The organism is Nocardia sp. NBC_01503 (assembly GCF_036327755.1).
GTDB lineage: Bacteria > Actinomycetota > Actinomycetes > Mycobacteriales > Mycobacteriaceae > Nocardia.
Map to the genome: position 1 here is coordinate 2,513,593 of NZ_CP109596.1, position 23,979 is coordinate 2,537,571.

The following is a 23,979-nucleotide window of genomic DNA, read 5'->3' on the forward strand; positions in this document are numbered from 1 at the left end:
TTTCGGGCTAGGGCTAGCGGCTCACCGACCGCTTGTACTGCGCCAGCGCCAACGGCACGAAAATCGCCAGAATCACCACGACCCACAGCAATGTGGTCACCTCGGGATGCCGCATCGGCCATACATCGGCGCTCGGCCCCATCGGACTGGTATTGCCGAACAGATTGCGACTGGCCTGCGTCACCGCCGATACCGGATTCCACTCCGCGATCACCCGCAGCACCGTGGGCAGCGTCGCAGTCGGCACGAAGGTATTGGCGATGAAGGTGAGCGGGAAGATCACCATGAAGCTGGCGTTGTTGTAGACCTCCGGCGCCCGCACCAGCAGCCCGACCACCGCCATGATCCACGAGACGGCGTATGCGAAGAGCAGCAACAGCACATAGGCGAAGACCGCGTCCAGGAATGATCCGCGAATCCGCCAGCCCACCGCCAGACCGGTCAGCGACATCACCACCAGGCTCACCACATTGATGCACACATCGGCGAGCGTGCGGCCGATGAGCACCGCCGACGGCGCCATGGGTAGTGACCGGAACCGGTCGATGATCCCCTTCTGCATATCCTCGGCCAGGCTCAAACCGGTGAAGGTCGCACCGAACACCACGGTCTGCGCGAAGATGCCCGCGATCAGGAATTCGCGATATGAGGTGCCCTGCAACTGAATCGCCGAACCGAAGACATAGGCGAACAGCAGGACGAACATGATCGGCGACAGCGTCGAGAAGATCAGCACATCGGGCACGCGCCGAATCTTGATGACATTGCGCTTGGTAATGGTGACGCTGTCGGTGAACACCATGGCCAGACGCGCTGTGAGCGAAGGCTTTTCGGCGGTGAGTAGTGCGGCGGTCATCGGTTGCCTCCCGTGGACGGCTCGGCGGACTTCGCGCCGTTGATCAATTCGTCGGCCTCGTGACCGGTCAGCGACAGGAAGACATCGTCGAGCGAGGGCCGCCGCAGACCGACATCGTGAATCACCACTTCATGTTTGGCGAGCTGCCCGATGGCATCCACCAGCGCCTGCGAACCGTCGCTCACCGGCACGATGATGCGGCGCAGACTCGGTTCGAGCCGAATCTCCCCCCGCGCCAAGCCTTCCAGTGCGCGCTGCGCCACCGCCAGACTGTCCACATGGTCCACGACCAATTCGATACGGTCGCCGCCCACAAGGGCTTTCAGCTGATCCGCGGTGCCCTCGGCGATCACATTGCCGTGATCGATGACGGCGATGGAGTCGGCCAGCCGGTCCGCCTCCTCCATGTACTGGGTGGTCAGCAGCAGCGTGGTGCCGCCCGCGACCAACTCCTCGATGACATCCCAGAGATCCTGGCGCGCACGGGGATCCAGGCCGGTGGTGGGTTCGTCCAGGAACAGCACCGGCGGATTCGCGACCAGCGCGCCCGCCAGATCGAGTCGGCGGCGCATACCGCCGGAGTAGCCCTTGACCGGACGATCGGCGGCATCGGCGAGGCGGAAACGCTCCAGTAGCTCGCGCGCGCGGTCCTTACTGCGCTGGGTGCCCATGTGATAGAGGCGGCCCACCATCTCGAGATTCTCGAAACCCGTGAGGTATTCGTCGACGGCGGCGTACTGACCGGAGGCGCCGATGCGGGCGCGCAGCAGCTGCGGATCCTTCAGTACATCCACCCCCGCGACGGTGGCGCGACCCGAATCCGGGATGAGCAGGGTGGTGAAGACTCGGACGGTGGTGGTCTTGCCCGCGCCGTTCGGGCCGAGCAGGGCGGTGACGGTGCCCTCGGGCACCGAGAGATCGAGTCCGTCAAGAGCGACCAGTTTGCCGTACTTCTTGACCAGACCCTCGGCGACTATTGCGTCGGGCATGATTCTCCTGATGTCTCGCGATGCGGCAGCCGCAGGGGCTCTGAACTGCACAGATGCTGCTGAACAAATCGGACATACGGGTCTGAGTATGCCCCGGCGGGGCATTTGTATCCACGCATTTCCACGGTGGCCCGGTCGGGCCGGGAACGGCGAAGGCCGCATCCCGTGGGGGTCCGGCGGTGCTCGGATTGCCGGGACGGGATGCGGCCACCTCGATAATCCGCCCGCACGCGGGTGCGGAACGCGAGTAGTGCGCTACTCGAATCCAATTCGCCGACACGGTGATCCCGGGCACGAACGTATGTTCGCACGGGGGTACGACAGGTTCCGCGTGAAAAAATCTTTGAACGCGGTGCCCCGATTTACACGCAAACAGCCGGTGTCGCGTAGGATCGTTCCCGTCGGCCCCTCCCCCCCGGGCCGACCTACGCGGGCCTCGGCTAACTCCCCCCCTTCGCCGAGGCCCGCCCCTATGTCCGCACCCGGTCCCGCCTCCCCGCGACCTTCAGCAAAACCGGGGTGCTCGAGCAGTTGCGTTGGCCGCCTGCGGTTTCGAAGTGGCTCAGTCAGCCCGCACCCCGGGATTACCCCGAACGGAACCAGATCGGTTGTCGCGTTGGGTCGACGGGTGAAGATTCAGACCAAGGGGCGGATTTCATTGCGGCGCAGGACGTGTCCGTGCAGGCGGTTGATGCCTCGGACGCGGACCGTGCGCAGGTCGCGAAGATCGAATTGCGGGTTGCCCCTTATGGCTTGGGCCGCGCCGTCGTCGATCAGGACGGTGCCCGGGCGGGCGACGCCGGTGAGGCGGGCGGCCACGTTCACCACCGAGCCGTAGAGGTCGCCGAAGCGCTGTAGGACGTCGCCGTAGGCCAGACCCACCCGGAGCTCCTGGGTGACGCCGTGCGAGGCCGTGGCGGCCTCCTGGATGGCCAGGGCGATGCGTGCGCCTTGGTCGGCGGTATCGGCGGCGAACATGACTTCGTCGCCGACATTCTTGATCACCCAGCCGCCGTGCGCGGTAATCGCGTTGCTGGTGGCGGTTTCGAAGGCCTCCAGCAGTGCGGAGAGCTCCTCGGGATCGAGGTGGCGGGTCAGGCGGGTGTAGCCGACCATATCGGCGAAGCCGACCGACAGCACCCGCATGGTGTCCCCGGCGACCGCGCCATTGTCGAGCGAGCGTGAGATCGCGGCATCGAGGTGCCTGCGGAATGCGTAGCGCTGCAAGGCTTCGAACTCCTCGACCACCTCGGCGGTGACGGCCCGCGCCACCTGCTCGCGATCGGCGGCGGGATCCTCGTCGGTGCGCGCGGCGATCCGGGCCAGAATCTCCTCGGTGACCAGATCCACCTGCCACTCGGCCAATCGCGCCATGGAACGGCCCAGCGTCCGCGCCGCGGTGGTCTGCCGGTGAGTATCGGCCGACGCCAGCACATTCAAACGACTGAACGCCTTGGCGGCCTCGACATCGGCATCGGTGTATTCGACGGCATCGTCATCGGGATCGGCCGGAAAACCGAGGGAAACCCACAGTCGGCGGGTCAGCGACGACGGCACTCCCGTGCGCTTGGCGACCTCGCGGCGATTGTATTTACGCGGCCCGTTCAGCAGGTACGGCTCCACCACCGATTGGACCAGTTTGGAGATCTCCGGGGAAGCCATGCCGTCACCTTACGGGGCGAAGGCATTCGGAATTGTGGCGCTGTCATGTGTCACGACGCACAGCGGAAAAAGTTGTGGAGCCTAGGGGAATCGAACCCCTAACCCCTGCCTTGCAAAGGCAGTGCTCTGCCAATTGAGCTAAGGCCCCGAGCCGGATCAGCGAGTGGTGACCTCATGCCAGAGGTCCGCGTCATTTCGCTGACGCAGCTTGCTGATTCCGAAGACCACCGCGGCGATGACGCCGATCGTGAGGAGAAATTTCATGAATCCCACCCTACTGTGATGTTCGAGAGTGGGCCTAGGAGGACTTGAACCTCCGACCTCTTCGTTATCAGCGAAGCGCTCTAACCGCCTGAGCTATAGGCCCTCATCCGGTTCCGAGTGTGTCACTCGAACCGAGGCTGAAGATTACCCGAAGGTTGTGCGAATAAGCAAAACGGCCGGTCAAAGCCCTGTTCGAGAGGCTTGACCGACCGTTCGCGAGAGCTGTTTCTAGTCCGGATCGGCGAGCGTCAACTGGATGCCGCCGACCAGGTCGGTGCACTGGTTGTAGACGAAGACGCCGACGGTCGAGAGTGCCGTCAGCAACACCACATTGATCAACCCGATGACACCGGCGTACCCGAAGACCGTGCCCGCGTCGATCAGCCCGGCGGACGAGGAGTCCGAGACCATATCGGTGAAGGTGGAGTTCAACCGCTCCCACACGCCCATACCCTCGAGCACCAGGTAGAGCAGACCGACCGCCAGCATCCAGACGAAGAACAGGGCGACGCTGATGACCAGCGACACCTTCAGCGTCGACCACGGATCGATATGGCGCACCTGCACGGTGGCGCGCAGCGGCTCACCGGTGGCAGCGGCGGCGGCCACCGCCGCGGGGGCGGACGGTGAGACCGGACCGGCCGGCGGAATCGGCTCCGGCGGCGGCAGCGGATGCCGCATCTCCGAAAGATCCGGCAGATCCTTCACCAACTCCGGACGCGCGATGCTGCGGGTCGGCCCGTCGATACCGACGGACTTGACCATGGCGGCCTCCTTGCGCGCCGCCTTGGCCGCCAGGTCGGCGGTGGTGCGCGCGTTGGAGACACCGGCGTTCAGGCCCACGCCACCGGGGCGACCGGTGGTGGGGGCCTGACCCGGCCGGTACAGGTTGGACTGCGGTTCCCGCTGCGGCAGCTGCGACCACCCGCCGTCCTGGTAGGGAGAACCGGCGGACTGACCCTCCACGGCTTCGGGGGCGGTCACCTCCGTCGGATCGCTCATTCGCCCGGTGACGTCCGAAGCGAAATCGCCTGAATTGTCAGGAGTTTCATTTGGGGACACCTGCGGGGCACCACCTTCGTTTCCCGAGCCCGGTCGCGGAATGGGCCGCGGCGGAATCGGAGACGGTGCGATTCTCTCGGTCACGCCATTGGCATGACCGCGCTGGTCATTCGGCTGATTGGTCAATGGTGAATCCTTCGATCCGTTGTGCCGCCGCTGCTGGGGGTGAAACTACTGCTTCGCCGAACCGCTGGTGTCATCTTCGGCAACCTGGTCGGGCTCGTCCGCGTTACGCGCGATCGCGAGCAACGTATCGCCTTCGCCGAGGTTCATCAATCGCACACCCTTGGTCTGGCGTCCGGCTTTGCGAACCTGATTGGAAGCAGTGCGGATAACGCCGCCGCCCGAAGTGATGGCGTACAGCTCGTCATCGTCATTGACAATGAGCGCACCCACCAGACTGCCACGTTTCACGTCGTATTGAATCGTCAATACGCCCTTTCCGCCACGGCCCTGCGCGGTGTACTCCTCCAGCGCCGTGCGCTTGGAGTACCCGCCGGCGGTCGCGACAAGCAGGTAGCCGACATCGCCTTCGCGAACCACGTTGAGCGACAACAGCTCATCGGTGGTGTTGAAGCGCATGCCCTGCACACCGGAGGTGGCGCGGCCCATCGGGCGCAGCACCTCGTCATTGGCGGCGAAGCGGATGGACTGCCCGTGCGCGGAGACCAGCAACAGGTCGTCCTCGGCGGAACACAGTGCGGCACCGACCAATTCATCCGTATCGCGCAGGTTGACCGCGACGATGCCGCCGGTGCGGTTGGAGTCGAAATCGGTCAGACGGGACTTCTTCACCAGACCGTTGCGGGTGGCCAGCACCAGGTACGGGGCATCCTCGTAGGTCTTGAGCTGGATGACCTGGGCGATCTTCTCGTCCGGCTGGAAGGCCAGCAGGTTCGCCACATGCTGACCGCGCGCGGTGCGCATGGCCTCGGGCAGCTCGTACGCCTTGGCCCGGTACACCCGGCCCTTGTTGGTGAAGAACAGCAGCCAGTCGTGCGTGGAGCTGATGAAGAAGTGCCGGACGATATCGTCCTGCTTGAGACCCGCGCCCTGCACGCCCTTACCGCCGCGCTTCTGCGAGCGGTAGAGGTCGGTCTTGGTGCGCTTGGCGTAACCGGTCTCGGTGATGGTGACGACCACGTCCTCGCGGGCGATCAGGTCCTCGTCCTGCACGTCACCGTCGGCCGCGATGATCTTGGTGCGGCGGTCGTCGCCGTACTTGTCGACGATCTCGGTGAGCTCATCGCGCACAATGGCGCGCTGGCGCTCCGGCTTCTCCAGAATGTCCTTCAGATCGGCGATCTCGAGTTCGATCTTCGCCAATTCGTCGATCAGCTTCTGCCGCTCGAGAGCCGACAGCCGGCGCAGCTGCATATCGAGGATCGCGGTCGCCTGGACCTCGTCGATCTCGAGCAGCTGCATCAGGCCGGTGCGGGCGGTGTCGGTATCGGCCGAACGACGGATCAGGGCGATCACCGCGTCCAGCTGATCGAGCGCCTTCACCAAACCGCGCAGGATGTGGGCCCGCTCCTCGGCCTTGCGCAACAGGTACTTGGTGCGCCGGACGATCACGTCCAACTGGTGGTTCACATACAGCCGGATCATCTGATCCAGGCGCAGCGTGCGCGGCACCCCGTCGACGATCGAGAGCATGTTCGCGCCGAACGAGGTCTGCAGCTGGGTGTGCTTGTAGAGGTTGTTCAGCACCACCTTGGCGATCGCGTCACGCTTGACCGTGACCACGATGCGCATACCGACACGGTCCGAGGACTCGTCGTGGATATCGGCGACACCCGCGATCTTGCCGTCCTTCACCTGCTCGGCAATGGCATTCACGAAATTGTCGGTATTGACCTGGAACGGCAGTTCGGTGATGACGATGGTGGTGCGCCCGCGGGCGTCCTCCTCGATCTCCACCACACCGCGCATGCGGATGGAACCGCGACCGGTCCGGTACGCGTCATTGATGCCCTGGGTGCCGACGATCAGACCCGAGGTCGGGAAGTCCGGACCCTTCACCCGCTCGATGCACGCCTCGAGGGTGGCTTCCTCATCGGCGAGGTGATTGTCCAGCGCCCAGAAGATGGCCTCGGCCAGCTCGGTCAGGTTATGCGGCGGGATATTGGTGGCCATACCGACGGCGATACCGTTGGAGCCGTTCATCAACAGCGCCGGGACGCGTGCCGGGAGCACCGTCGGCTCCTGCGTCTTACCGTCGTAGTTCGGCGTGAAATCGACCGTCTCATGGTCGATCTCGCGCAGCATCTCCATGGCGAGCGGGGTCAGGCGGCATTCGGTGTAGCGCATGGCGGCCGCGCCGTCATTACCGCGCGAACCGAAGTTGCCCTGGCCGTCGACCAGCGGATACCGCAGCGACCACGGCTGCGCCATACGTACGAGGGTGTCGTAGATGGCGGTGTCACCGTGCGGGTGGTAGTTACCCATGGTGTCGGCGACCGGGCGCGCGGACTTCACATAGCTGCGGTCGGGGCGATACCCGTTGTCGTACATCGCGTACAGGATCCGGCGGTGCACCGGCTTCATACCGTCGCGCACCTCGGGCAGCGCGCGCCCGACGATGACGCTCATGGCGTAGTCGATGTAGGAGTTCTGCATCTCCTGCTGGATGTCGACCGGTTCGATACGGTCGCCGCCCGACGGCGGAAGCGAGGTCTCAGTCATGAATTGGTCTCCGTAGGAAGTCTTTTGGCAAGGGGGTGTGGGGGCCTAACCCCCACAAGAACTCACCTCGGGGTCGAGAGCACCAGCCCTCGACCGCCCGAGAATTCCCTTACACGTCGAGGAACCGAACGTCCTTGGCATTGCGAGTGATGAAGCTGCGCCGAGCCTCGACGTCCTCACCCATGAGGATCGAGAACAGCTCATCGGCAGCGGCGGCGTCGTCGAGGGTGACCAGGCGCAGGACCCGGACCGACGGGTCCATCGTCGTCTCCCACAGCTCCTTCGGGTTCATCTCGCCGAGACCCTTGTAGCGCTGGATGCCGTCGTCCTTGTTGATCTTCTTGCCCGAGGCCAGGCCGCGCTCCAGCAGACCGTCGCGCTCGCGGTCGGAGTAGGCGAACTCCGGCTCGGTGCGCTGCCACTTGAGCTTGTACAGCGGCGGCTGCGCGAGATACACGTGCCCCTGCTCGACCAGCGGCCGCATGAAGCGGAACAGCAGGGTGAGCAGCAGGGTCGAGATGTGCTGGCCGTCCACGTCGGCGTCGGCCATCAGCACGATCTTGTGATAGCGCAGCTTGGCGATATCGAACTCGTCGTGGATACCGGTACCGAAGGCGGTGATGATCGCCTGCACCTCGTTGTTCTTGAGCACCTTGTCGATACGCGACTTCTCGACATTGATGATCTTGCCGCGCAGCGGCAGGATCGCCTGGTACATCGAGTCGCGGCCGGACTTGGCCGAACCACCGGCGGAGTCGCCCTCCACGATGTAGATCTCGGACTTCACCGGATCCTTGGAGCGGCAGTCCGCCAGCTTGCCCGGCAGACCGCCGAGATCGGTGGCGGACTTGCGGCGCACCAGCTCGCGCGCCTTACGCGCGGCCACCCGCGCCTGCGCCGACGAAACCGCCTTGGTGACAATGGTCTTCGCATCGGCCGGATTCGCCTCGAACCAGTGCGCGAGGTGCTCGTTGCAGGTGCGCTGCACGAACGACTTCACCTCGGTATTGCCCAGCTTGGTCTTGGTCTGCCCCTCGAACTGCGGGTCCGAGATCTTCACCGAGACGATCGCGGCCAGGCCCTCACGGATGTCGTCACCCGTCAGGTTGCCTTCCTTCTCCTTGAGGAGCTTCTTATCCTTCGCGTACTTGTTCACCACCGTGGTGAGCGCCGCGCGGAAGCCCTCTTCGTGCGTGCCGCCCTCATGGGTGTTGATGGTGTTGGCGAAGGTGTGCACGGACTCGGAGTAACCCGAGTTCCACTGCATCGCGACCTCGAGCTCGTGGCCGGTGCCCTTACCGGTGAAGCCCACCACCGAATTGTGGATCGGCTGCTTGGTGCGGTTGATGTGCTTGACGAAGTCCTCGAGACCACCGGGGTAGTGATAGGTCCTGGTCTTCACCTTCGGCGTGGCGGCCGGGGCGTTCTCGTCGAGATGCTTGGGCGCCTCGGCGGTATCGCCGACCACCTCGTCGATGACATCGCTGTCGGAGACCCGCTGATCGGTCAGGGTGATGGTGAGGCCCTTGTTCAGGAACGCCATCTCCTGCAGGCGGCGCGCGACCGTCTCGAAGTTGTAGACGGTGGTCTCGAAGATATTGGGATCCGACCAGAACCGGATGGTGGTACCGGTGCGCTTGGTCGCCTCACCCTGTACCAGCTTGCCCGGCTTGGAATCCTTGTACTCCTGGGTCCAGTGGTAACCGTCGGTGTCCACCTCGGCCTCGAGGCGGGTGGACAGCGCGTTCACCACCGAGATACCGACACCGTGCAGACCGCCCGAGACGGCGTACGCGTCGGAGTCGAACTTGCCGCCCGCGTGCAGCTGGGTCATGACCACCTCGATGGTGGGCACACCCTGCGCGTGCATTCCGACGGGGATACCGCGGCCGTCGTCGACGACCTCGACGCCGCCGTCGGCCAGCAGGGTCACATCGACGCGACTGGCGTAGCCGGCCATCGCCTCGTCGACCGAGTTGTCCACAACCTCCCAGATGAGGTGATGCAGACCGCGCTCGCCGGTGGAGCCGATGTACATACCGGGACGTTTACGAACCGCTTCGAGGCCCTCGAGGACGGTGATGGAGTCGGCACCGTAGCTGGGGTTGCCTGACTTGGGCTGGGTCGAGCCGTCTGCGTTGGAGTCCATGGCAGCCACTGGTCGGTAGCTCTCCTTACTTGCTGATCCTCCGGGCGCAGGACGGGGAGCACACGTGGGGCCCCAGGGCATGTCTGCTCGAGGGTTACGGGTCCACGCGCGAGCTGTCGCCGAACGCGCCGGGAGGTATCGCCGCTAGTTACTCCACCATCCTACTGGTACGACCGACACAGAATGCACCTATGACACCCCTGAGTGCCTCATACGTGCGTGAAATCGACCAGCAATATGTCCGGTCATGGGTGACGGCGGTTCAGAGACCTTCAGCGGCAGTTCCGCCTCTCCGAAACTTCAGCGCCCGGCTGAGAGCCGTTAACCGCTGGGAACGCGTAGTGCGGTCGGGGAGGATCAACCATTTCGAGGTGGCTGGGGAGTTACCCCCAACTCACGAAATCAGTGGCCCTGTTCGCCACACCGATCCAAGCGCACGTTCCACGTGAAACGGTCACCTGACCAGCGGAGCAGCCTCGCACACAGGCGTTTTCGAGTGTCTATCCGTAGGTGTCGCGCGGACCGCGACCCTTGATATGCCGCTCGCCCTTACGCCAACTGGGGGCCGTCGGGCCATTGATGCGCAACTGTTTGACCACCCCGTGGCCCACCGCGGCCGCGATCTTGGCCAGCATCTGCGACTGGAACATGCGCAGCTGCGTCGCCCACGCGGTCGACTCCGCCTGCACGCTGAGCACACCGTTCTCCAGTGAAACCGGCTGCGCGTGCGAGGCGATGTCCTCCCCCACCACCTTGGCCCACTGACCGAACACCATGCCCTCGGCCACCTTGCCGGACCAGCCGCGGCCCTTGGCCAGCTTGCCGGTCAGCGCGCCGAGCAATTGGGGATCACGGTCATCGGGGCCGGAACCGGACCAGCCGCGGCGACGCCCGCGCAGTGCGCGCACCCCACCCGTGCGCGGTGACGCCCGGCCCTGACCGACGGATTTACCGGCAGCGCGCGCAGCCGCCCGTGCCTCCTCGAGCGCGCGCCGGGCCAGATCCACACCGCGAAGCTCGGATTCGGGCCCCCCACCACCGGACTCCCCCGCCGCGGCGGGACGTTCGGGATCGCGTGCTTCCGGCTGCTCAGCCATTCACAAGTCCCTTCATCCACGTGTGATCATTCCCGAGGATTCTGCCGCATGCCGCCGACAACCACGCCATGGCCAGCGGCGATGTCGCACTCGCGCCATCGGCAGGGGGTGAAGCGCGCTTGGGGAGAAACCTGGGGAATTGGGGATAACTCCTCGTCAGTCACCCCGCGACGGCCGCCACCCCGCGCCGTCCCTCGTCATCCCGGCTCAACCCGGTCCCGTCATCCCGGCGCGTTTTTGGCCGGGATCCACAGACCGGAGTAGATCCCGGCCAAAAGCATGCCGGGATGACGCGGGAGTGCACTGCGCGATTCGAAGGTGCGGGGGCTACTCCGCGATCCGGGAGGTTCGGCTGTCGGCTTCGCCGGTGGTCTCGACCCGTAGCGGAGCCGCCTCCAGTTCGGCCGGGACATCCTCGGGCACCGCGGCGGTGATGAACACCTGCTCGGCCTCGGCCGCCACCGACGCCAGTGCGGTGCGGCGGCGGCGATCCAGTTCGGCGAAGACGTCATCGAGAATCAACACCGGATCGGTGCCCGCCGTACGCAGCAGTTCGAACGCGCCCAGGCGCAAAGCCAGTGCGAAGGACCAGGATTCACCGTGACTGGCGAAACTCTTCGCGGGGGCGGAGCCGAGCATCAACTCCAGATCGTCGCGATGCGGGCCCACCAGGCAGACGCCACGCTCGAGTTCCTTCTGCCGGGCATTGGCCAACTCGCGCAACAGGATCGCCTCCAGATCGGAGTCGTCGTCGAGCTGTGGCGTACGCGCCGGATCGAGCAGTTCCGGTGGGAGATAACCACTTCGGTACGCGATGGAAGCCGGGCGCGACTCCGGCGCGATCGATCCATAGGCCTGTGCGAGATGTGGATAAAGTTCGTGGACCAGTCGCAGCCGCTGCGCCAAAAGCACCGCACCGTGCGCGGCGAGATGTCCGTCCCACACGTCGAGGGTGCTCAGCTCCGCACCGTGACCGCCGGAACGGGCAAGTCGCCCAGCGGTTTTCAACAGGGCCGAGCGCTGCCGCAGCACCTTGTCGTAATCCGCGCGCACCCCCGCCAGGCGCGGCAGGCGCGCGGTGGCGAGCTCGTCGAGGAAGCGCCTGCGCTCCCCCGGATCCCCGCGCACCAGCGACAGATCCTCCGGTGCGAACAACACCGTCTGCAGGATGCCCAGGATCTCGCGCGGCCGCCGCACCGGCGAACGGTTGATCTGGGCGCGATTGGCCACGCCCTGATTGAGCTCCATATCCACCCGCAGCTCGCGTCCGGTGTTCACCACCGTCGCCCCGATCCGCGCCTTCTGCGCGCCCATCCGGATCAGTGGGGCATCGGCGGAGACCCGATGTGAGCCGAGGGTGGACAGATATCCGACGGCCTCGATGAGATTGGTCTTGCCGTTGCCATTGGAACCCAGGAAAACCGTTCGGCCGGGCGTCAATTCGAGCTCGGCGGCCTCCCAGGACCGGAAATCGCGCAGCGACAGAGTGCGCACGTACATCCGGCTAACCCACCCGACCCTTCGCGCTGGTGAAATGGAAAAACCCGGCGGGAGGAGCCGAAACCCCTACACACGCCGAGTTTTTCACAGGTTTGTCAACACTGTGCACAGTGTTCTGCCGGCTTCCGGTGACTCAGCCCGGCAGCCGCACCGGCATCAGCAGGTAGATGTAGCTGCTGGCCAGCGCCGCGAACGCACCCGAATCCAGCTGTGCCGGATCCTCTTCCGGTGCGGGCACGAAGACGGCCGGGCGGCTGGGGGTGGTGAAGCCGAAGGTCACCTTATCGGTGCGCAGCGCACCCAGGCCGTCGACCAGGTAGCCCGGATTGAAGGCGATGGTCAGCGGCTCACCGCGGAAGTCGGCCTCCAGCCACTCCTCGGCGCGACCGGCGTCGTCACCACCGGCGGAGAGCAGCAGGCCCTCCTCGGAGAACTCCATCCGCACCTGAGCGCCGCGCTCGGCCACCAGGGCCACACGCTTGATGGCCTCGACCAGCGCGCTCACCGAGAGCGTGGCGATGGAGGTGTGCTCCTTGGGGAGCAACTGGCGGAACTTGGGGAATTCGGCGTCGAGCAGGCGCGTGGTGGTGCGGCGACCGCCGTTCACAATGCCGAGCAGGCCGTCCGACCCCGTACCGAAGGCCAGCTGCACCGGCTTGTCGGAGGAGCCGAGCGTCTTACCGGCCTCGGAGAGCGTGCGAGCGGGGACCAGCACCGCGGTCTCCACATCCGCGCGACCCGGATTCCACTCCAGCTCGCGCACGGCGAGGCGGAAGCGGTCGGTGGCGGCGAGCACGACCTTGGGGCCCTCGATCTCCACCCGGATGCCGGTGAGCATGGGAAGCGTGTCATCGCGGCCCGCGGCGACGGCGACCTGGCCGACCGCCTCGGAGAACAGATCCACCGCGAGTTCGCCGGTCTGGGGAGGAAGTTCGGGAAGCTGGGGATAATCCTCGACCGGCATGGTCGGCAGCGAGAACTTGGCGCTGCCGCACGCGATCAGTACGCGGGTGCCGTCCACCGATACGTCGATCGGCTTGTTGGAGAGCGCCTTGGTGATATCGGCCAGCAGGCGGCCGGAGACCAGCACCTGCCCGGGACCGGCGACCTCGGCGGCCACGCGCATCTGCGCGGAGACCTCGTAGTCGAAGCCGGACACGGTGAGACCATCTTCATCGGCCACGAGGAGCACACCGCCGAGCACAGGCACCGGGGGCCGCGACGGCAGGCTGCGGGCCACCCAGGCTACGGATTCGGCGAAGTCCTCGCGAGCGACCCGAAACTTCATGCTTGCAAGCTCCATCGCCCGGTCTGTTCCTCTCCCAAGTCTCGATCAGTTGTGATCAGTGAATTCGTCAGGGGCTACTTCCCCCTGGAACCCATGCAGTCTCGCACAGGGGGCCGACATCAAACCGTACCCGCGATCCGCGCGCGCCGGGTCGGAGGGTCCATCGGAGTCCGGGGTGTCCGTTCTTGTCCAGGCGTCCTTGTGCACGAGCCGGGAACCGCTGCCAGCGAACCGTTTGCTCCCAGGCCCACTTTCCACACACCTGTTTTAAAAGAAGATTTCAATTAGAGAGAAATGAAGTAGTAGTAGGCGGTGTGGAATCTGTGGACTTCCGGTCTTTCCGCAGGTCCGAGGGTGCGGCGGCGTGTGGATGTCTCGAGGGTGTCTCGAGGATGAACGGCGCGTGGCTGTGGAACCACCGCCAGTTTCCACATTCATCCTCGAGTCATCCTCGAGTTGCTCCCCGGTTTCCGGCCCACCTGCCCACATGGGGGCGAATCGGTGGACAACTCCGAGTTTCCTCGAGGACTCCCATGGGACTCCTCGAGGAATCCACAGGGCATAACTCCCATCACCCCAGGTCAGACCTCGAGGATTGTTCCACCTGTGGGAACTGTGCACTACCTCCTGTGCACACCTGTTGGTAGAGCCCTGTGCGCAAACCGGTGCACAACTCGAGGATTCCACACAGTTTCCTCGAGGATTCCTCGAGGAATCCACAACCCCGAAAACACAAGACCCCCACGTCAATCGACGTGGGGGCCTGTTAGCTGTGGATCAGCGGGAACGCTGTTTGATACGGGCTGTGAGTTCTTGAACCTGGTCGTAGACCCGGCGCCGCTCGGTCATCTCCTTGCGCACCTTCTTGTCCGCGTACATGACCGTGGTGTGGTCGCGGCCGAACGCCTGACCGATCTTGGGCAGGGACAGGTCGGTCAGCTCGCGGCACAGGTACATGGCGATCTGCCGGGCCTGCGCCAGCGGGCGGGCCTTACCGGGACCGGTCAGCTCCTCCAGGGTGGTGTTGAAGTACTCCGCGGTCACGGCCATGATCGTGGACGCGGTGATCTCCATGGTCGCGGCATCGGGCATGAGGTCACGCAACACCACCTCGGCCAGCGACAGGTCCAGCGGCTGCCCGTTGAGCGAGGCGAACGCGGTCACCCGGATGAGCGCGCCCTCCAGTTCGCGGATATTGCGCTCCACCCGGCTGGCGATCAGTTCCAGCACGTCGTGCGGTACATCGAGGCGATCCATCCGAGCCTTCTTGCGCAGGATGGCGATGCGCGTCTCCAGCTCCGGCGGCTGCACATCGGTGATGAGGCCCCATTCGAAGCGGGTGCGCAACCGCTCCTCCAGCGTGGCCAGCTGCTTGGGCGGCCGGTCCGAGGAGACCACGATCTGCTTATTGGCGTTGTGCAAGGTGTTGAAGGTGTGGAAGAACTCCTCCTGGATGCCTTCCTTACCCTCGATGAACTGGATGTCGTCCACCAGCAGGATGTCGGTCTCGCGGTAGCGGCGCTTGAAGGCCACCTTGCGGTCGTCGCGCAGCGAGTTGATGAAGTCGTTGGTGAACTCCTCGGTGGAGACGTACTTCACCCGCATGCCCGGGAAGAGCCGCTGGGCGTAGTGCCCGGCCGCGTGCAGCAGGTGCGTCTTGCCCAAACCCGAAGCGCCCCAAACGAATAGCGGATTGTAGGCGCGCGCGGGCGCCTCCGCGATGGCCACCGCCGCGGCGTGCGCGAAGCGGTTGGAGGCGCCGATGACGAAGGTTTCGAAGGTGTACTTGGCGTTCAGGCTGTTCGCCGAGGACGGTTGCGGGGTCTCGCGCTCGGGCGACTTGTTGAAGTAGGTCGGCCACGAATTGCGCGCGTTCACCACCGGCTCGTCCTGGTGATGGTCCTCGTCCACCGGCCGGCGGGTCTGCTGTACCGGTACGGGCGCGGGTTCGGGTTCGGGGAACTGCGCGGGCGGTTCGGGCGAGAACAGCGACTCCTGCCCCGGCGGCATGGCCGGTGGCCGGTGGTTCTCCCGGCGACGGGGTTGTTGCTGCGGCTCCGGTGCGGGGACCGGCAACTCTTCGGCCATCTGCGGCTGACCGAATTCCACCGGTGGATAAGATTCGCGCTCGCCGTATTCGGCGGGATAGTCCTGTGCAGGGGCGTAGCGGGGCTGTGGATACTCCGGCTGTGCCTGGTAGTGGGGCTGTTGACGCTCCACGGGGGCAGGTGGCGGGGGTGCCGGCTGGTAGCTCATCTGGGCGTGATCGGGCTCACGCGGGCGCTCCGGGCGCGAGGTCATCCGGGCGTGCCGGGGCGCGTTGGGCGAGCGATCCACAGGTGAGTTCTGCTGTGCCCTTATCCGCACACCGAGGCCCTCGACCTGAAGTCCGCGCCGGGCCAGCGAGCGCAGGATGGGTTCGCGCAGATCGCGTTCCACGACCTCCTGGGCCATGGTTCCGGGCACCGAGAGCAGGGCGAATCCCTGCGCGAAGGTGATCGGTTCGATGATGCCGAGCCAGGCTTTGTGCGCCTTGCTGACCGGCTGGATCTCCCCGTCCGCGGAGCCGCTCGCGAGTTCGGCGATCACCTCGGGCCAGACAGCTGTCAGCACATTCTGCTCGTCGTCCACGAACGTAGTCCTCCCCGGAGCAAGGTCGATTGGAGCAGACGGGCGGCGACTGCTCGATTCCCCCAGGTAACCGGGCGTCGACGAGCTCCGTCAGCCCTACGAATATGCCACTCCAAGGGTGTTTCCACACAATTATCCACAGATGTGGACAACCTGGGGATGCGCGTCGCATCCCGTCGAATCCCCCTATTCGGGCGTCGACCTGCGGTTCTTCAGCTATCAGCTGGCAACTACACGCTAGGTCGCTCCAACGCCTCGATGGACCGTACAGGAACCGGACCATCGACGCGAACCGCCTGGACACCGCCGAAAGCCCGGGCTTTACCCCGAGTTTGACCCTCGTCCAGCAGATCAGTACCCTTCTACAGTCACCCTATGGTGCGGTGGCGGCTGTGTGCTGCCCGTGCCGATAAGGGTATTTGCGCCGATGGATCCCAGATTCGCCGGATCGCAGACCGTTTCACCGACAAAGCTTCGGGCGTCAACCGACGCCCACCACCTAGAGGAGTGTTGACCGTGGCCAAGGGCAAGCGGACGTTCCAGCCGAACAACCGTCGTCGGGCGCGCGTCCACGGCTTCCGTCTCCGGATGCGTACCCGTGCGGGTCGCGCCATCGTTTCGGCGCGCCGTGGCAAGGGCCGCAAGTCTCTGACGGCCTGATTCGAGATCGTCGGTGCTGCCTGAGCCGTATCGGCTGCATCGACGTACCGACTTTTCCCGGACGGTGCGCCAAGGCCGGCGGATCGGGAGACGGGATCTCGTTGTGCACGTACTGCTACACGACGATCAGTCGAGCGGACCGGAACCATCCATCAGGGTGGGCGGTCCGCGTTTCGGCTTGATTGTCAGCAAGGCGGTGGGTAACGCGGTGGTACGCCACCGGGTGGCCCGCCGCCTGCGTCATATCTGTGCGAGCGTCGCGGCGGATCTGCCCGACGGCACGGATGTGGTTCTGCGCGCTCTGCCGGGCGCGGCGACAGCCCCCTCCGTCGATCTCGAGAAACAGATCCGGAGCGGGCTGCGCAAACTCGGCACCCTCAGCGAATCCGGCACGGCCGGTGGCGAATCGGGAACAGCTGGCAGCGACTCATGAACGTCCTGCGCGCCGCTGCCCGTCTACCGGCCAAAGCTCTGATATTCCTCATCGAGCTGTATCGGACCTATGTCTCCCCCACCCGCATGCCCGTCTGCCGCTTCACTCCCACCTGTAGTGAGTACGCGGTGACGGCGCTCCGTACGCGCGGTCTGTTCGTCGGACTCGGACTGGCAGCCGTGCGCATAGCGAAATGCGCGCCCTGGCACCCTGGTGGGTGGGACCCCGTACCGGAACGTTCGCGTCACCGGCACGCGGCAGCAGCCAATGAAGGGTCACCGTCCGCGGTGACCGGCGATACGAACGACGGGAGTACATAACGCCGTGCTCGATTTCATCTACTACCCGGTGTCCGGGATCCTCTGGTTCTGGCATCGCGTCTTCGGGTGGGCGCTGGGCGACGACAGTGGTTTCGCCTGGGCGCTGGCCGTGGTGTTCCTGGTGTTCACATTGCGGTTGGTGCTGTACAAGCCGTTCGTGAAGCAGGTCCGTACCACCAAGCAGATGCAAGAGCTGCAGCCGCAGATCAAGGAACTGCAGAAGAAGTACAAGAACGATCGTCAGCAGATGACGGTCGAGATGCAGAAGCTGCAGAAGGAACACGGCTTCAATCCGCTCATGGGCTGTCTGCCTGTGCTGCTTCAGGTTCCGGTGTTCCTGGGTCTGTTCCACGTGCTGCGCTCGTTCAACCGGACCGGTACCGGTATCGGTCAGCTCGGTATGACGCCGTATGACAACGCGCATACCGCCAACTACTTCTTCAGCGCGGGCGATGTCCAGTCCTTCCTGACCGCCCGCCTCTTCGGCGCCCCGCTGTCCGGTTTCATCACCGAGAAGACCGCGGTGCTGGAGTCCTTCGCCGAGTACGGCGGTATGCCGAGCAAGGTCGCCATCATCGCGGTGTCGGTACCGCTGATGATCATCGCGGGCCTGGCGACGCACTTCAACGCGCGCGCCTCGGTGGAGCGGCAGAGCGAGGCGGCCGCCGCCAACCCGCAGGCCGCCATGATGAACAAGCTGGCGCTGTACGTCTTCCCGCTCGGCGTGCTCGTCGGTGGTCCGTTCCTGCCGATCGCCATCCTCATCTACTGGGTCTCCAACAACATCTGGACCTACGCGCAGCAGCATCTCGTCTTCGGCCGCATGGAGAAGGAAGAGAACGAGAAGAAGGACGCCGCGCTGGAGCGTCGCGCCCAGAATGCTCCGAAGCCGGGCGCGAAGCCGGTCGATACGCGGAAGAAGCCCGTTGTCGATGCGCCGTCGCAGGCCGACACCAATGGTGTGGATATGGCCAAGCACGATGCGCCGCAGTCGAATCAGAACGGCTCCGCCAAGTCGGGTCAGGCCAAGCAGAATCAGGCCAAGAAGCGGTCCGGCAATCGTGGGCGTGCCAACCAGAAGCGGCGCCGCTGATCTTCTCGAGGCGTTCCCTGCGACAACCGGCAGGGGCGCCGACAACTCCAGATGAAGGAAACAACCATGACTGTTGAAACCGACGGAGGGGACCCCACAGTGACGGCTGCGACGGCGGCACCGGAGACCGAGAGCGCGGCCGCGGCCGCGCCCGTGGTCGATGCCGAGGAAGCACTCATCGAAGAGGGTGAGATCGCCGGTGACTACCTGGAGCAGCTACTGGACGTGCTCGACTTCGACGGCGATATCGACCTCGATGTCGAGGGCGACCGGGCCGTGGTGAGCATCGACGGCGGTAAGGATCTGGCGAAGCTGGTCGGTCGTCGCGGTGAGGTCCTGGACGCGCTGCAGGAGCTCACCCGGTTGGCCGTGCAGCAGGCGACCGGTGTCCGCAGTCGGCTCATGCTCGATGTCGCGGGGTGGCGCGCGAACCGTCGCAGTGAGCTGAGCGCGCTCGGCACCGAGACCGCCAAGCGGGTGCTGGAGTCGGGCGAGCGTGAGGCGCTCACCCCCATGACTCCGTTCGAGCGCAAGATCGTGCACGACGCGGTCGCCGCCGTCGATGGTGTCGTGAGTGAGAGTGAAGGCGTGGAGCCGAGCCGACGGGTCGTCGTCCTCCCCGCGTGACACGCGCACCGCACTGAAGTCAGGGCCCCCGCGTCGGACAGACCGGGGGCCCTACGCTTGTCCAGAGTTCGAAGCCCTCCGGGAAGTCTCGTGCGCCCCGAGGGTTCGGGGGCGACGCCCCTGAGAGTCCCGAGAGTTGGGTTAATCGGAAGGATGTTTCACGTGGAACCTGGCACGGAGATGACCGATCTGGGTCTCGAACCGCCTGCCGCCGCCGCTGTGGTTTTCGGCGATCGACTGGAGTTGGCCCAGCGGTACTACACGGTGCTCGCGGGCGCGGGTGTGGAGCGCGGATTGATCGGACCCCGCGAGGTACCACGGCTCTGGGATCGCCACATCCTCAACTGCGCGGTGATCGGTGAGCTCATCCCCCAGGGCGCGACCGTTGTCGATATCGGCTCCGGCGCGGGACTCCCGGGCATCCCGCTCGCCATCGCGCGACCGGATCTGCGAATCACCTTGGTGGAGCCGCTGTTGCGCCGGACCGTCTTCCTTGCCGAGTTCATCGAGGCGGCCGGACTCGAGGTGACCGTGGTGCGCGGGCGCGCGGAGCAGCCGGGTGTGAAGAAGGAGGCGGGCGGTGCGGATGTCGTCACCTCCCGTGCGGTCGCTCCCCTGGCGAAGCTGGCGGGTTGGTCCATGCCGCTGGTGCGCGATCACGGTCGCATGTTGGCGCTCAAGGGAATCAGTGCGATCGAGGAGTTGGAGCGCGATCGGGACGAACTCGCCAAGGCGGGTGCGGGCCATACCGAGGTGCTCGAATGCGGTGTGGGCGTGCTGGAGACGCCCACCATGGTGATCAGTGCGGAGAAGCTGCCGCGGGCCGATCGTCGTAAAGCGCGTCCGAAGAAGTAGCTGAAACGCAGTTCTTTCAAAATCGCTGTGCGCCCCGCCCCGCCTGGGTACTGTCCGGGTCACCCCCACGCAGAGGTGGGTAGGAGCACAGGAGTTTTCATGAAGACCACACGGCGTGCCGGATTCGGCGTCGCACTGCTGGGCGCATTGGCCACGACCGCGCTGGTGGCCGCGCCCCAGGCCAATGCCCTCGTCAATGGGATCAGCGTTTCGGACACCACCCTCTATGCCGGGCAGACCTACACGGTCACGGCGGACGTCACCTTCACCTCCGGACTGTTCCAGGTGACCTTCACCGATAACGGCACGGAGATCGGCAAGGCATACCCGAGCAATAGCAAGGCGTCCGTCCAGTGGACGCCCAGCACCACCGGTTCGCATGAGCTGAAGGCGACCCAGGAGATCATCAGCAGTAAGTCCACCACCGTCACTGTGACGACTCAGCCGACTACTCCGGGCGGGGGCACCGGCTCCTCCGGCAGCAACCCGCTCGCCGGACTGTTGAGCTCGCTCTCCGCCAAGTAGTCCGATGGTTCCCGTGGGCGAGTAGTCCACTCCCCCACCGCGACCCGAACGGGCGCGACGGCAAGCCCCGCCGTCGCGCCCGTTCTGTGTTCCCGGTCGGGCGGCAGAGTGTCTGTCCGGCTTGGTTTCCCGTGAAACATCGTCCCAATTCCGTTCGGGGTGAGCGATTATGCGTGTCGCGGGTGCGGGATTGTCGTTCAACTTCCGTATTGTGTCCCGTACTGGCAAGCTATGAACGTCGAGCGTGAGTGCCCCACAGTGGCGGTGCCCGGCGGCTCTCCCTACGCGCATCCACTCGGCCACGTGTCTTTGAGTTTCTCGGGGTTAGGAGCCTGTATGTCCAACGGTCCGGCGAATGTTTCACGGGAAACAACGTCCCGGGTGCACGGCATGCTCGATACCGGAACCTTCGACGCAGAAGAGTTCAGCCGCACTCCGTTCGGGAACATCTCCCCCAGCGAGACTCCGATTGCCGCGGAGGCGCAGCGCGCCAGTCAGGTGCTGCACCCCGGCGGCAACAATGCGGTCCCGCGTCCCCGCGAACAACGGGTCATCACCATTGCCAATCAGAAGGGCGGCGTGGGTAAGACGACCACCGCGGTGAATCTGGCCGCCGCCCTCGCGGTACAGGGGATGCGGGTGCTCGTGGTCGATCTCGATCCGCAGGGCAATGCCAGCACCGCGCTCGGCATTCCGCATCACTCCGGCATCCCGTCCAGCTATGAACTGCTCATCGGCGAGTGCACCGTTCGCGACGCCATCCAGCAGAGCCCGCACAATGAGCGACTGCTCTGCATTCCGGCCACCATCGATCTGGCGGGCGCGGAGATCGAACTCGTCTCCATGGTCGCCCGCGAGGGCCGGTTGAAGGCCGCCATCCAGGAGGCGAACCTCGCCGGATACGACATCGACTACGTCATGATCGACTGCCCGCCCTCGCTCGGACTGCTCACCGTGAACGCGCTCGTCGCCGCCAAGGAGGTGCTGATTCCGATCCAGTGCGAGTACTACGCGCTGGAAGGTGTGGGTCAGTTGCTTCGCAATATCGGTCTGGTGCAGGCGCATCTGAACCCCGAACTACATGTCTCCACCGTCGTTCTCACCATGTACGACGGTCGCACCAAGCTCGCCGATCAGGTGGCCGAGGAGGTGCGTGGCCACTTCGGTGACGCGGTGCTGCGCTCGGTCATCCCGCGCAGTGTGAAGGTCTCCGAGGCACCGGGCTACGGCATGACGGTGCTCGATTACGATCCGGGCTCCCGGGGTGCGATGAGCTACCTCGACGCGGGTCGCGAGATGGCGTCCAAGGCGGCGACAGCGAACAACGAAAGGGGTCAGTAGACCGATGAGTCAGGCGAAGAAGGGTGGACTTGGACGTGGTCTCGCCGCGCTGATCCCAACCGGCCCCGCGGCCACACCGGGCGGGTTGGGTAGCGCTGCCGCCAATGTCGTCATCGGTCTCGATCCGACCGGACCGCAGCCGGCTTCGGCCTTCCTGCACCGGGTTCCGGATCCGACCGATGAGTCGGTGGCGGAGGAGATCGACGCGGGCGCGACCTATCGGGAGATCCCACCCGAGCAGATCGTCCCGAATCCCAAGCAGCCGCGCCAGGTCTTCGATGACGAGGCGCTCGCCGAACTCGTGCACTCCATCAAGGAGTTCGGTCTCATGCAGCCGATCGTGGTGCGTCAGGTGGAGAGCCTGCCGACACCGCAGTATCAGCTCATCATGGGTGAGCGGCGCTGGCGGGCCAGCCAGGCCGCGGGCCTGGAGGCCATCCCGGCGATCGTGCGTGAGACCGCGGATGATGCGCTGCTGCGGGATGCGTTGCTGGAGAACATCCATCGCGTGCAGTTGAATCCGCTCGAAGAAGCGGCGGCCTATGAACAGCTGCTCGAGGAATTCGGTGTCACCCATGAGGAATTGGCTTCGCGAATCGGCCGTTCCCGACCCGTCGTGACGAATATGATTCGCCTGCTGAAACTTCCGATTCCGGTGCAGCGCCGGGTAGCGGCCGGTGTGCTCTCCGCCGGGCATGCCCGCGCGGTGCTGGCTTTGGAGGCGGGAGCCGCCGCGCAGGAGGCGCTCGCGATTCGGATTGTCGCCGAGGGTATGTCGGTCCGTTCCACCGAGGAAGCCGTGAAGTTGGCGAATCGGAATCCGGATGCGGCGGTCACTCCCCCGGCGCCGAAGCGCAAGCCGATTCAGATGCCGGGTTTGCAGGATGTCGCCGAGCGCCTGTCGGAATCCTTCGACACGCGCGTGACGGTGGCACTGGGTAAGCGTAAGGGCAAGATCACGGTCGAGTTCGGTTCGATCGATGATCTCGAGCGAATTGTCAGCCTGATGGAGCAATCGAAACTCTGAAATCGGCCCTACTCTGGGGTCGAGACGGAAACGTCACTGTGACGCAGATGTTTTTATCCCCCGAGAGGCGTGTTGCTTTGATCGCTTATTCTTGCTGGCGAGTAGATATCGATGCGGCGTGAGTGTGGATGAATCGGACAGCTGGAGGCTGAGCAGAGCGGTGTCGACCAGCGTTACCGCATTGACCCTCGGCGGACTCGACAAACTTCCGGCACATGCCCGACGGTGTGTGTTCTGGGAGATGGATCCGGCGGTGGCAGCGGACTCCCGAGAATTCAGCGACCCGGTCTTCGAGAAGGAGGCCTGGCTCTCGACCGTACTCCTGGAGTGGGGGTCGTGCGGGCAGGTCGCCTTGATCGATGGTCAACCGGCCGGGGTCGCGTTGTACTCGCCACCGAGCGTGGTGCCGCGCGCCGGACTGTTCCCCACGTCCCCGGTGAGCCCGGATGCCGTCCTGCTGACCACGCTGCGGGCCGAATTCCCGTATCACAGTGGCGATGTAGCCCAGCAGCTGATTCAGGCCGTGGTGAGCGATCTGGTGCGTCGCGGTGTGCGGGCCATCGAGGCGTTCGGTATTCGGTGGGATCCGCCGACCACCCAAATGGCGGATCTGGGTTCGATGATGTTCATGGAGCGCATCGCCCCCACCCCCACACGGGCGGCCAAGACCCCGTCCGCCTCGGCCGGGTGCGCGCCGGAGACCTGCATGATCGACGCCGACTTCCTGGAGGAGGTCGGATTCAAAGTGGTTGCCGCACACCACCGTTTCCCGCGGCTGCGGTTGGAGCTGGACAGCGACCACCTGTGGAAGGAAGACGTGGAGCGTGCGCTCGATCAGCTGCTGGCGACAGCGGCGCTGAGTATGCCGAACCGCCTGATCACCCTCTAGATCGTTCGAGGCAGAGTAAAACCCCG

General features: G+C 65.2%; 21 protein-coding genes and 2 tRNA genes. 10 read left to right on the forward strand and 13 right to left on the reverse strand.

Going from position 1 to position 23,979, the window contains the following annotated elements:
- Positions 1-13: 13 nt before the first annotated feature.
- The 13 genes from OHB26_RS11300 to dnaA form a co-directional block, all read right to left on the reverse strand.
- Positions 14-856: an ABC transporter permease gene (locus tag OHB26_RS11300; RefSeq protein WP_442942912.1), complete on the reverse strand. Its 843-nt coding sequence runs from the start codon at positions 854-856 to the stop codon at positions 14-16.
- Positions 853-1,845 carry an ATP-binding cassette domain-containing protein gene (locus OHB26_RS11305; protein WP_330184134.1) on the reverse strand — a complete coding sequence of 331 codons (993 nt, stop codon included), beginning with the start codon at positions 1,843-1,845 and terminating at the stop codon, positions 853-855. The genes OHB26_RS11300 and OHB26_RS11305 overlap by 4 nt, the downstream gene beginning before the upstream one ends.
- 636 nt (positions 1,846-2,481) lie before the next feature.
- Complete coding sequence (locus OHB26_RS11310; protein ID WP_330184135.1) at positions 2,482-3,507, reverse strand: adenylate/guanylate cyclase domain-containing protein; 1,026 nt, start codon at positions 3,505-3,507, stop codon at positions 2,482-2,484.
- A 75-nt stretch (positions 3,508-3,582) separates the two neighbouring features.
- Positions 3,583-3,655, reverse strand: a tRNA-Ala gene (locus OHB26_RS11315).
- 8 nt (positions 3,656-3,663) lie between these two features.
- Positions 3,664-3,771 (reverse strand): DLW-39 family protein, encoded by a 108-nt coding sequence (locus OHB26_RS11320; RefSeq protein WP_218021599.1) that lies wholly within the window; start codon positions 3,769-3,771, stop codon positions 3,664-3,666.
- A 29-nt stretch (positions 3,772-3,800) separates the two neighbouring features.
- Positions 3,801-3,874, reverse strand: a tRNA-Ile gene (locus OHB26_RS11325).
- Between the two features lie 125 nt (positions 3,875-3,999).
- On the reverse strand, positions 4,000-4,773 hold the full coding sequence (locus tag OHB26_RS11330) for a DUF3566 domain-containing protein (protein WP_442942913.1): 774 nt from the start codon (positions 4,771-4,773) through the stop codon (positions 4,000-4,002).
- Between the two features lie 231 nt (positions 4,774-5,004).
- A complete protein-coding gene (gene gyrA, locus OHB26_RS11335; RefSeq protein ID WP_330184137.1) occupies positions 5,005-7,518 on the reverse strand; it encodes a DNA gyrase subunit A in 2,514 nt (837 codons plus the stop codon).
- Positions 7,519-7,627: 109 nt separating this feature from the next.
- Positions 7,628-9,667 (reverse strand): DNA topoisomerase (ATP-hydrolyzing) subunit B, encoded by a 2,040-nt coding sequence (gyrB, locus tag OHB26_RS11340; protein WP_330184138.1) that lies wholly within the window; start codon positions 9,665-9,667, stop codon positions 7,628-7,630.
- A 500-nt stretch (positions 9,668-10,167) separates the two neighbouring features.
- Positions 10,168-10,764, reverse strand: a complete 597-nt coding sequence (locus tag OHB26_RS11345; protein WP_330184139.1) for a DUF721 family protein — start codon at positions 10,762-10,764, stop codon at positions 10,168-10,170.
- 327 nt (positions 10,765-11,091) lie between these two features.
- On the reverse strand, positions 11,092-12,264 hold the full coding sequence (gene recF, locus OHB26_RS11350) for a DNA replication/repair protein RecF (RefSeq protein WP_330184140.1): 1,173 nt from the start codon (positions 12,262-12,264) through the stop codon (positions 11,092-11,094).
- Between the two features lie 133 nt (positions 12,265-12,397).
- Complete coding sequence (gene dnaN / locus OHB26_RS11355; RefSeq protein ID WP_067573199.1) at positions 12,398-13,567, reverse strand: DNA polymerase III subunit beta; 1,170 nt, start codon at positions 13,565-13,567, stop codon at positions 12,398-12,400.
- 762 nt (positions 13,568-14,329) lie between these two features.
- Positions 14,330-16,183, reverse strand: coding sequence for a chromosomal replication initiator protein DnaA (gene dnaA / locus OHB26_RS11360; protein WP_330184141.1), 1,854 nt, complete (start codon positions 16,181-16,183; stop codon positions 14,330-14,332).
- 516 nt (positions 16,184-16,699) lie between these two features.
- Between dnaA and rpmH the strand changes: the two genes are divergently transcribed.
- From rpmH to OHB26_RS11410, 10 genes are all read left to right on the forward strand, one after another.
- Positions 16,700-16,843, forward strand: coding sequence for a 50S ribosomal protein L34 (rpmH, locus tag OHB26_RS11365; RefSeq protein ID WP_083898281.1), 144 nt, complete (start codon positions 16,700-16,702; stop codon positions 16,841-16,843).
- Positions 16,844-16,856: 13 nt separating this feature from the next.
- Positions 16,857-17,276, forward strand: a complete 420-nt coding sequence (gene rnpA / locus OHB26_RS11370) for a ribonuclease P protein component (protein ID WP_330184142.1) — start codon at positions 16,857-16,859, stop codon at positions 17,274-17,276.
- Positions 17,273-17,596, forward strand: a complete 324-nt coding sequence (gene yidD / locus OHB26_RS11375; protein ID WP_330184143.1) for a membrane protein insertion efficiency factor YidD — start codon at positions 17,273-17,275, stop codon at positions 17,594-17,596. The genes rnpA and yidD overlap by 4 nt, the downstream gene beginning before the upstream one ends.
- A 4-nt stretch (positions 17,597-17,600) precedes the next feature.
- Positions 17,601-18,689 carry a membrane protein insertase YidC gene (yidC, locus tag OHB26_RS11380; protein ID WP_330184144.1) on the forward strand — a complete coding sequence of 363 codons (1,089 nt, stop codon included), beginning with the start codon at positions 17,601-17,603 and terminating at the stop codon, positions 18,687-18,689.
- Between the two features lie 66 nt (positions 18,690-18,755).
- Positions 18,756-19,316 (forward strand): Jag family protein, encoded by a 561-nt coding sequence (locus tag OHB26_RS11385; protein ID WP_330184145.1) that lies wholly within the window; start codon positions 18,756-18,758, stop codon positions 19,314-19,316.
- Positions 19,317-19,469: 153 nt separating this feature from the next.
- Positions 19,470-20,171 (forward strand): 16S rRNA (guanine(527)-N(7))-methyltransferase RsmG, encoded by a 702-nt coding sequence (rsmG, locus tag OHB26_RS11390; RefSeq protein ID WP_330184146.1) that lies wholly within the window; start codon positions 19,470-19,472, stop codon positions 20,169-20,171.
- A gap of 99 nt (positions 20,172-20,270) precedes the next feature.
- Complete coding sequence (locus OHB26_RS11395) at positions 20,271-20,696, forward strand: hypothetical protein (protein ID WP_330184147.1); 426 nt, start codon at positions 20,271-20,273, stop codon at positions 20,694-20,696.
- Positions 20,697-21,086: 390 nt separating this feature from the next.
- Positions 21,087-22,037: a ParA family protein gene (locus OHB26_RS11400; RefSeq protein WP_442943005.1), complete on the forward strand. Its 951-nt coding sequence runs from the start codon at positions 21,087-21,089 to the stop codon at positions 22,035-22,037.
- Between the two features lie 4 nt (positions 22,038-22,041).
- A complete protein-coding gene (locus tag OHB26_RS11405) occupies positions 22,042-23,064 on the forward strand; it encodes a ParB/RepB/Spo0J family partition protein (RefSeq protein ID WP_330184149.1) in 1,023 nt (340 codons plus the stop codon).
- A 160-nt stretch (positions 23,065-23,224) separates the two neighbouring features.
- A complete protein-coding gene (locus tag OHB26_RS11410) occupies positions 23,225-23,953 on the forward strand; it encodes a GNAT family N-acetyltransferase (RefSeq protein ID WP_330185589.1) in 729 nt (242 codons plus the stop codon).
- The last annotated feature ends 26 nt before the right edge of the window (positions 23,954-23,979 follow it).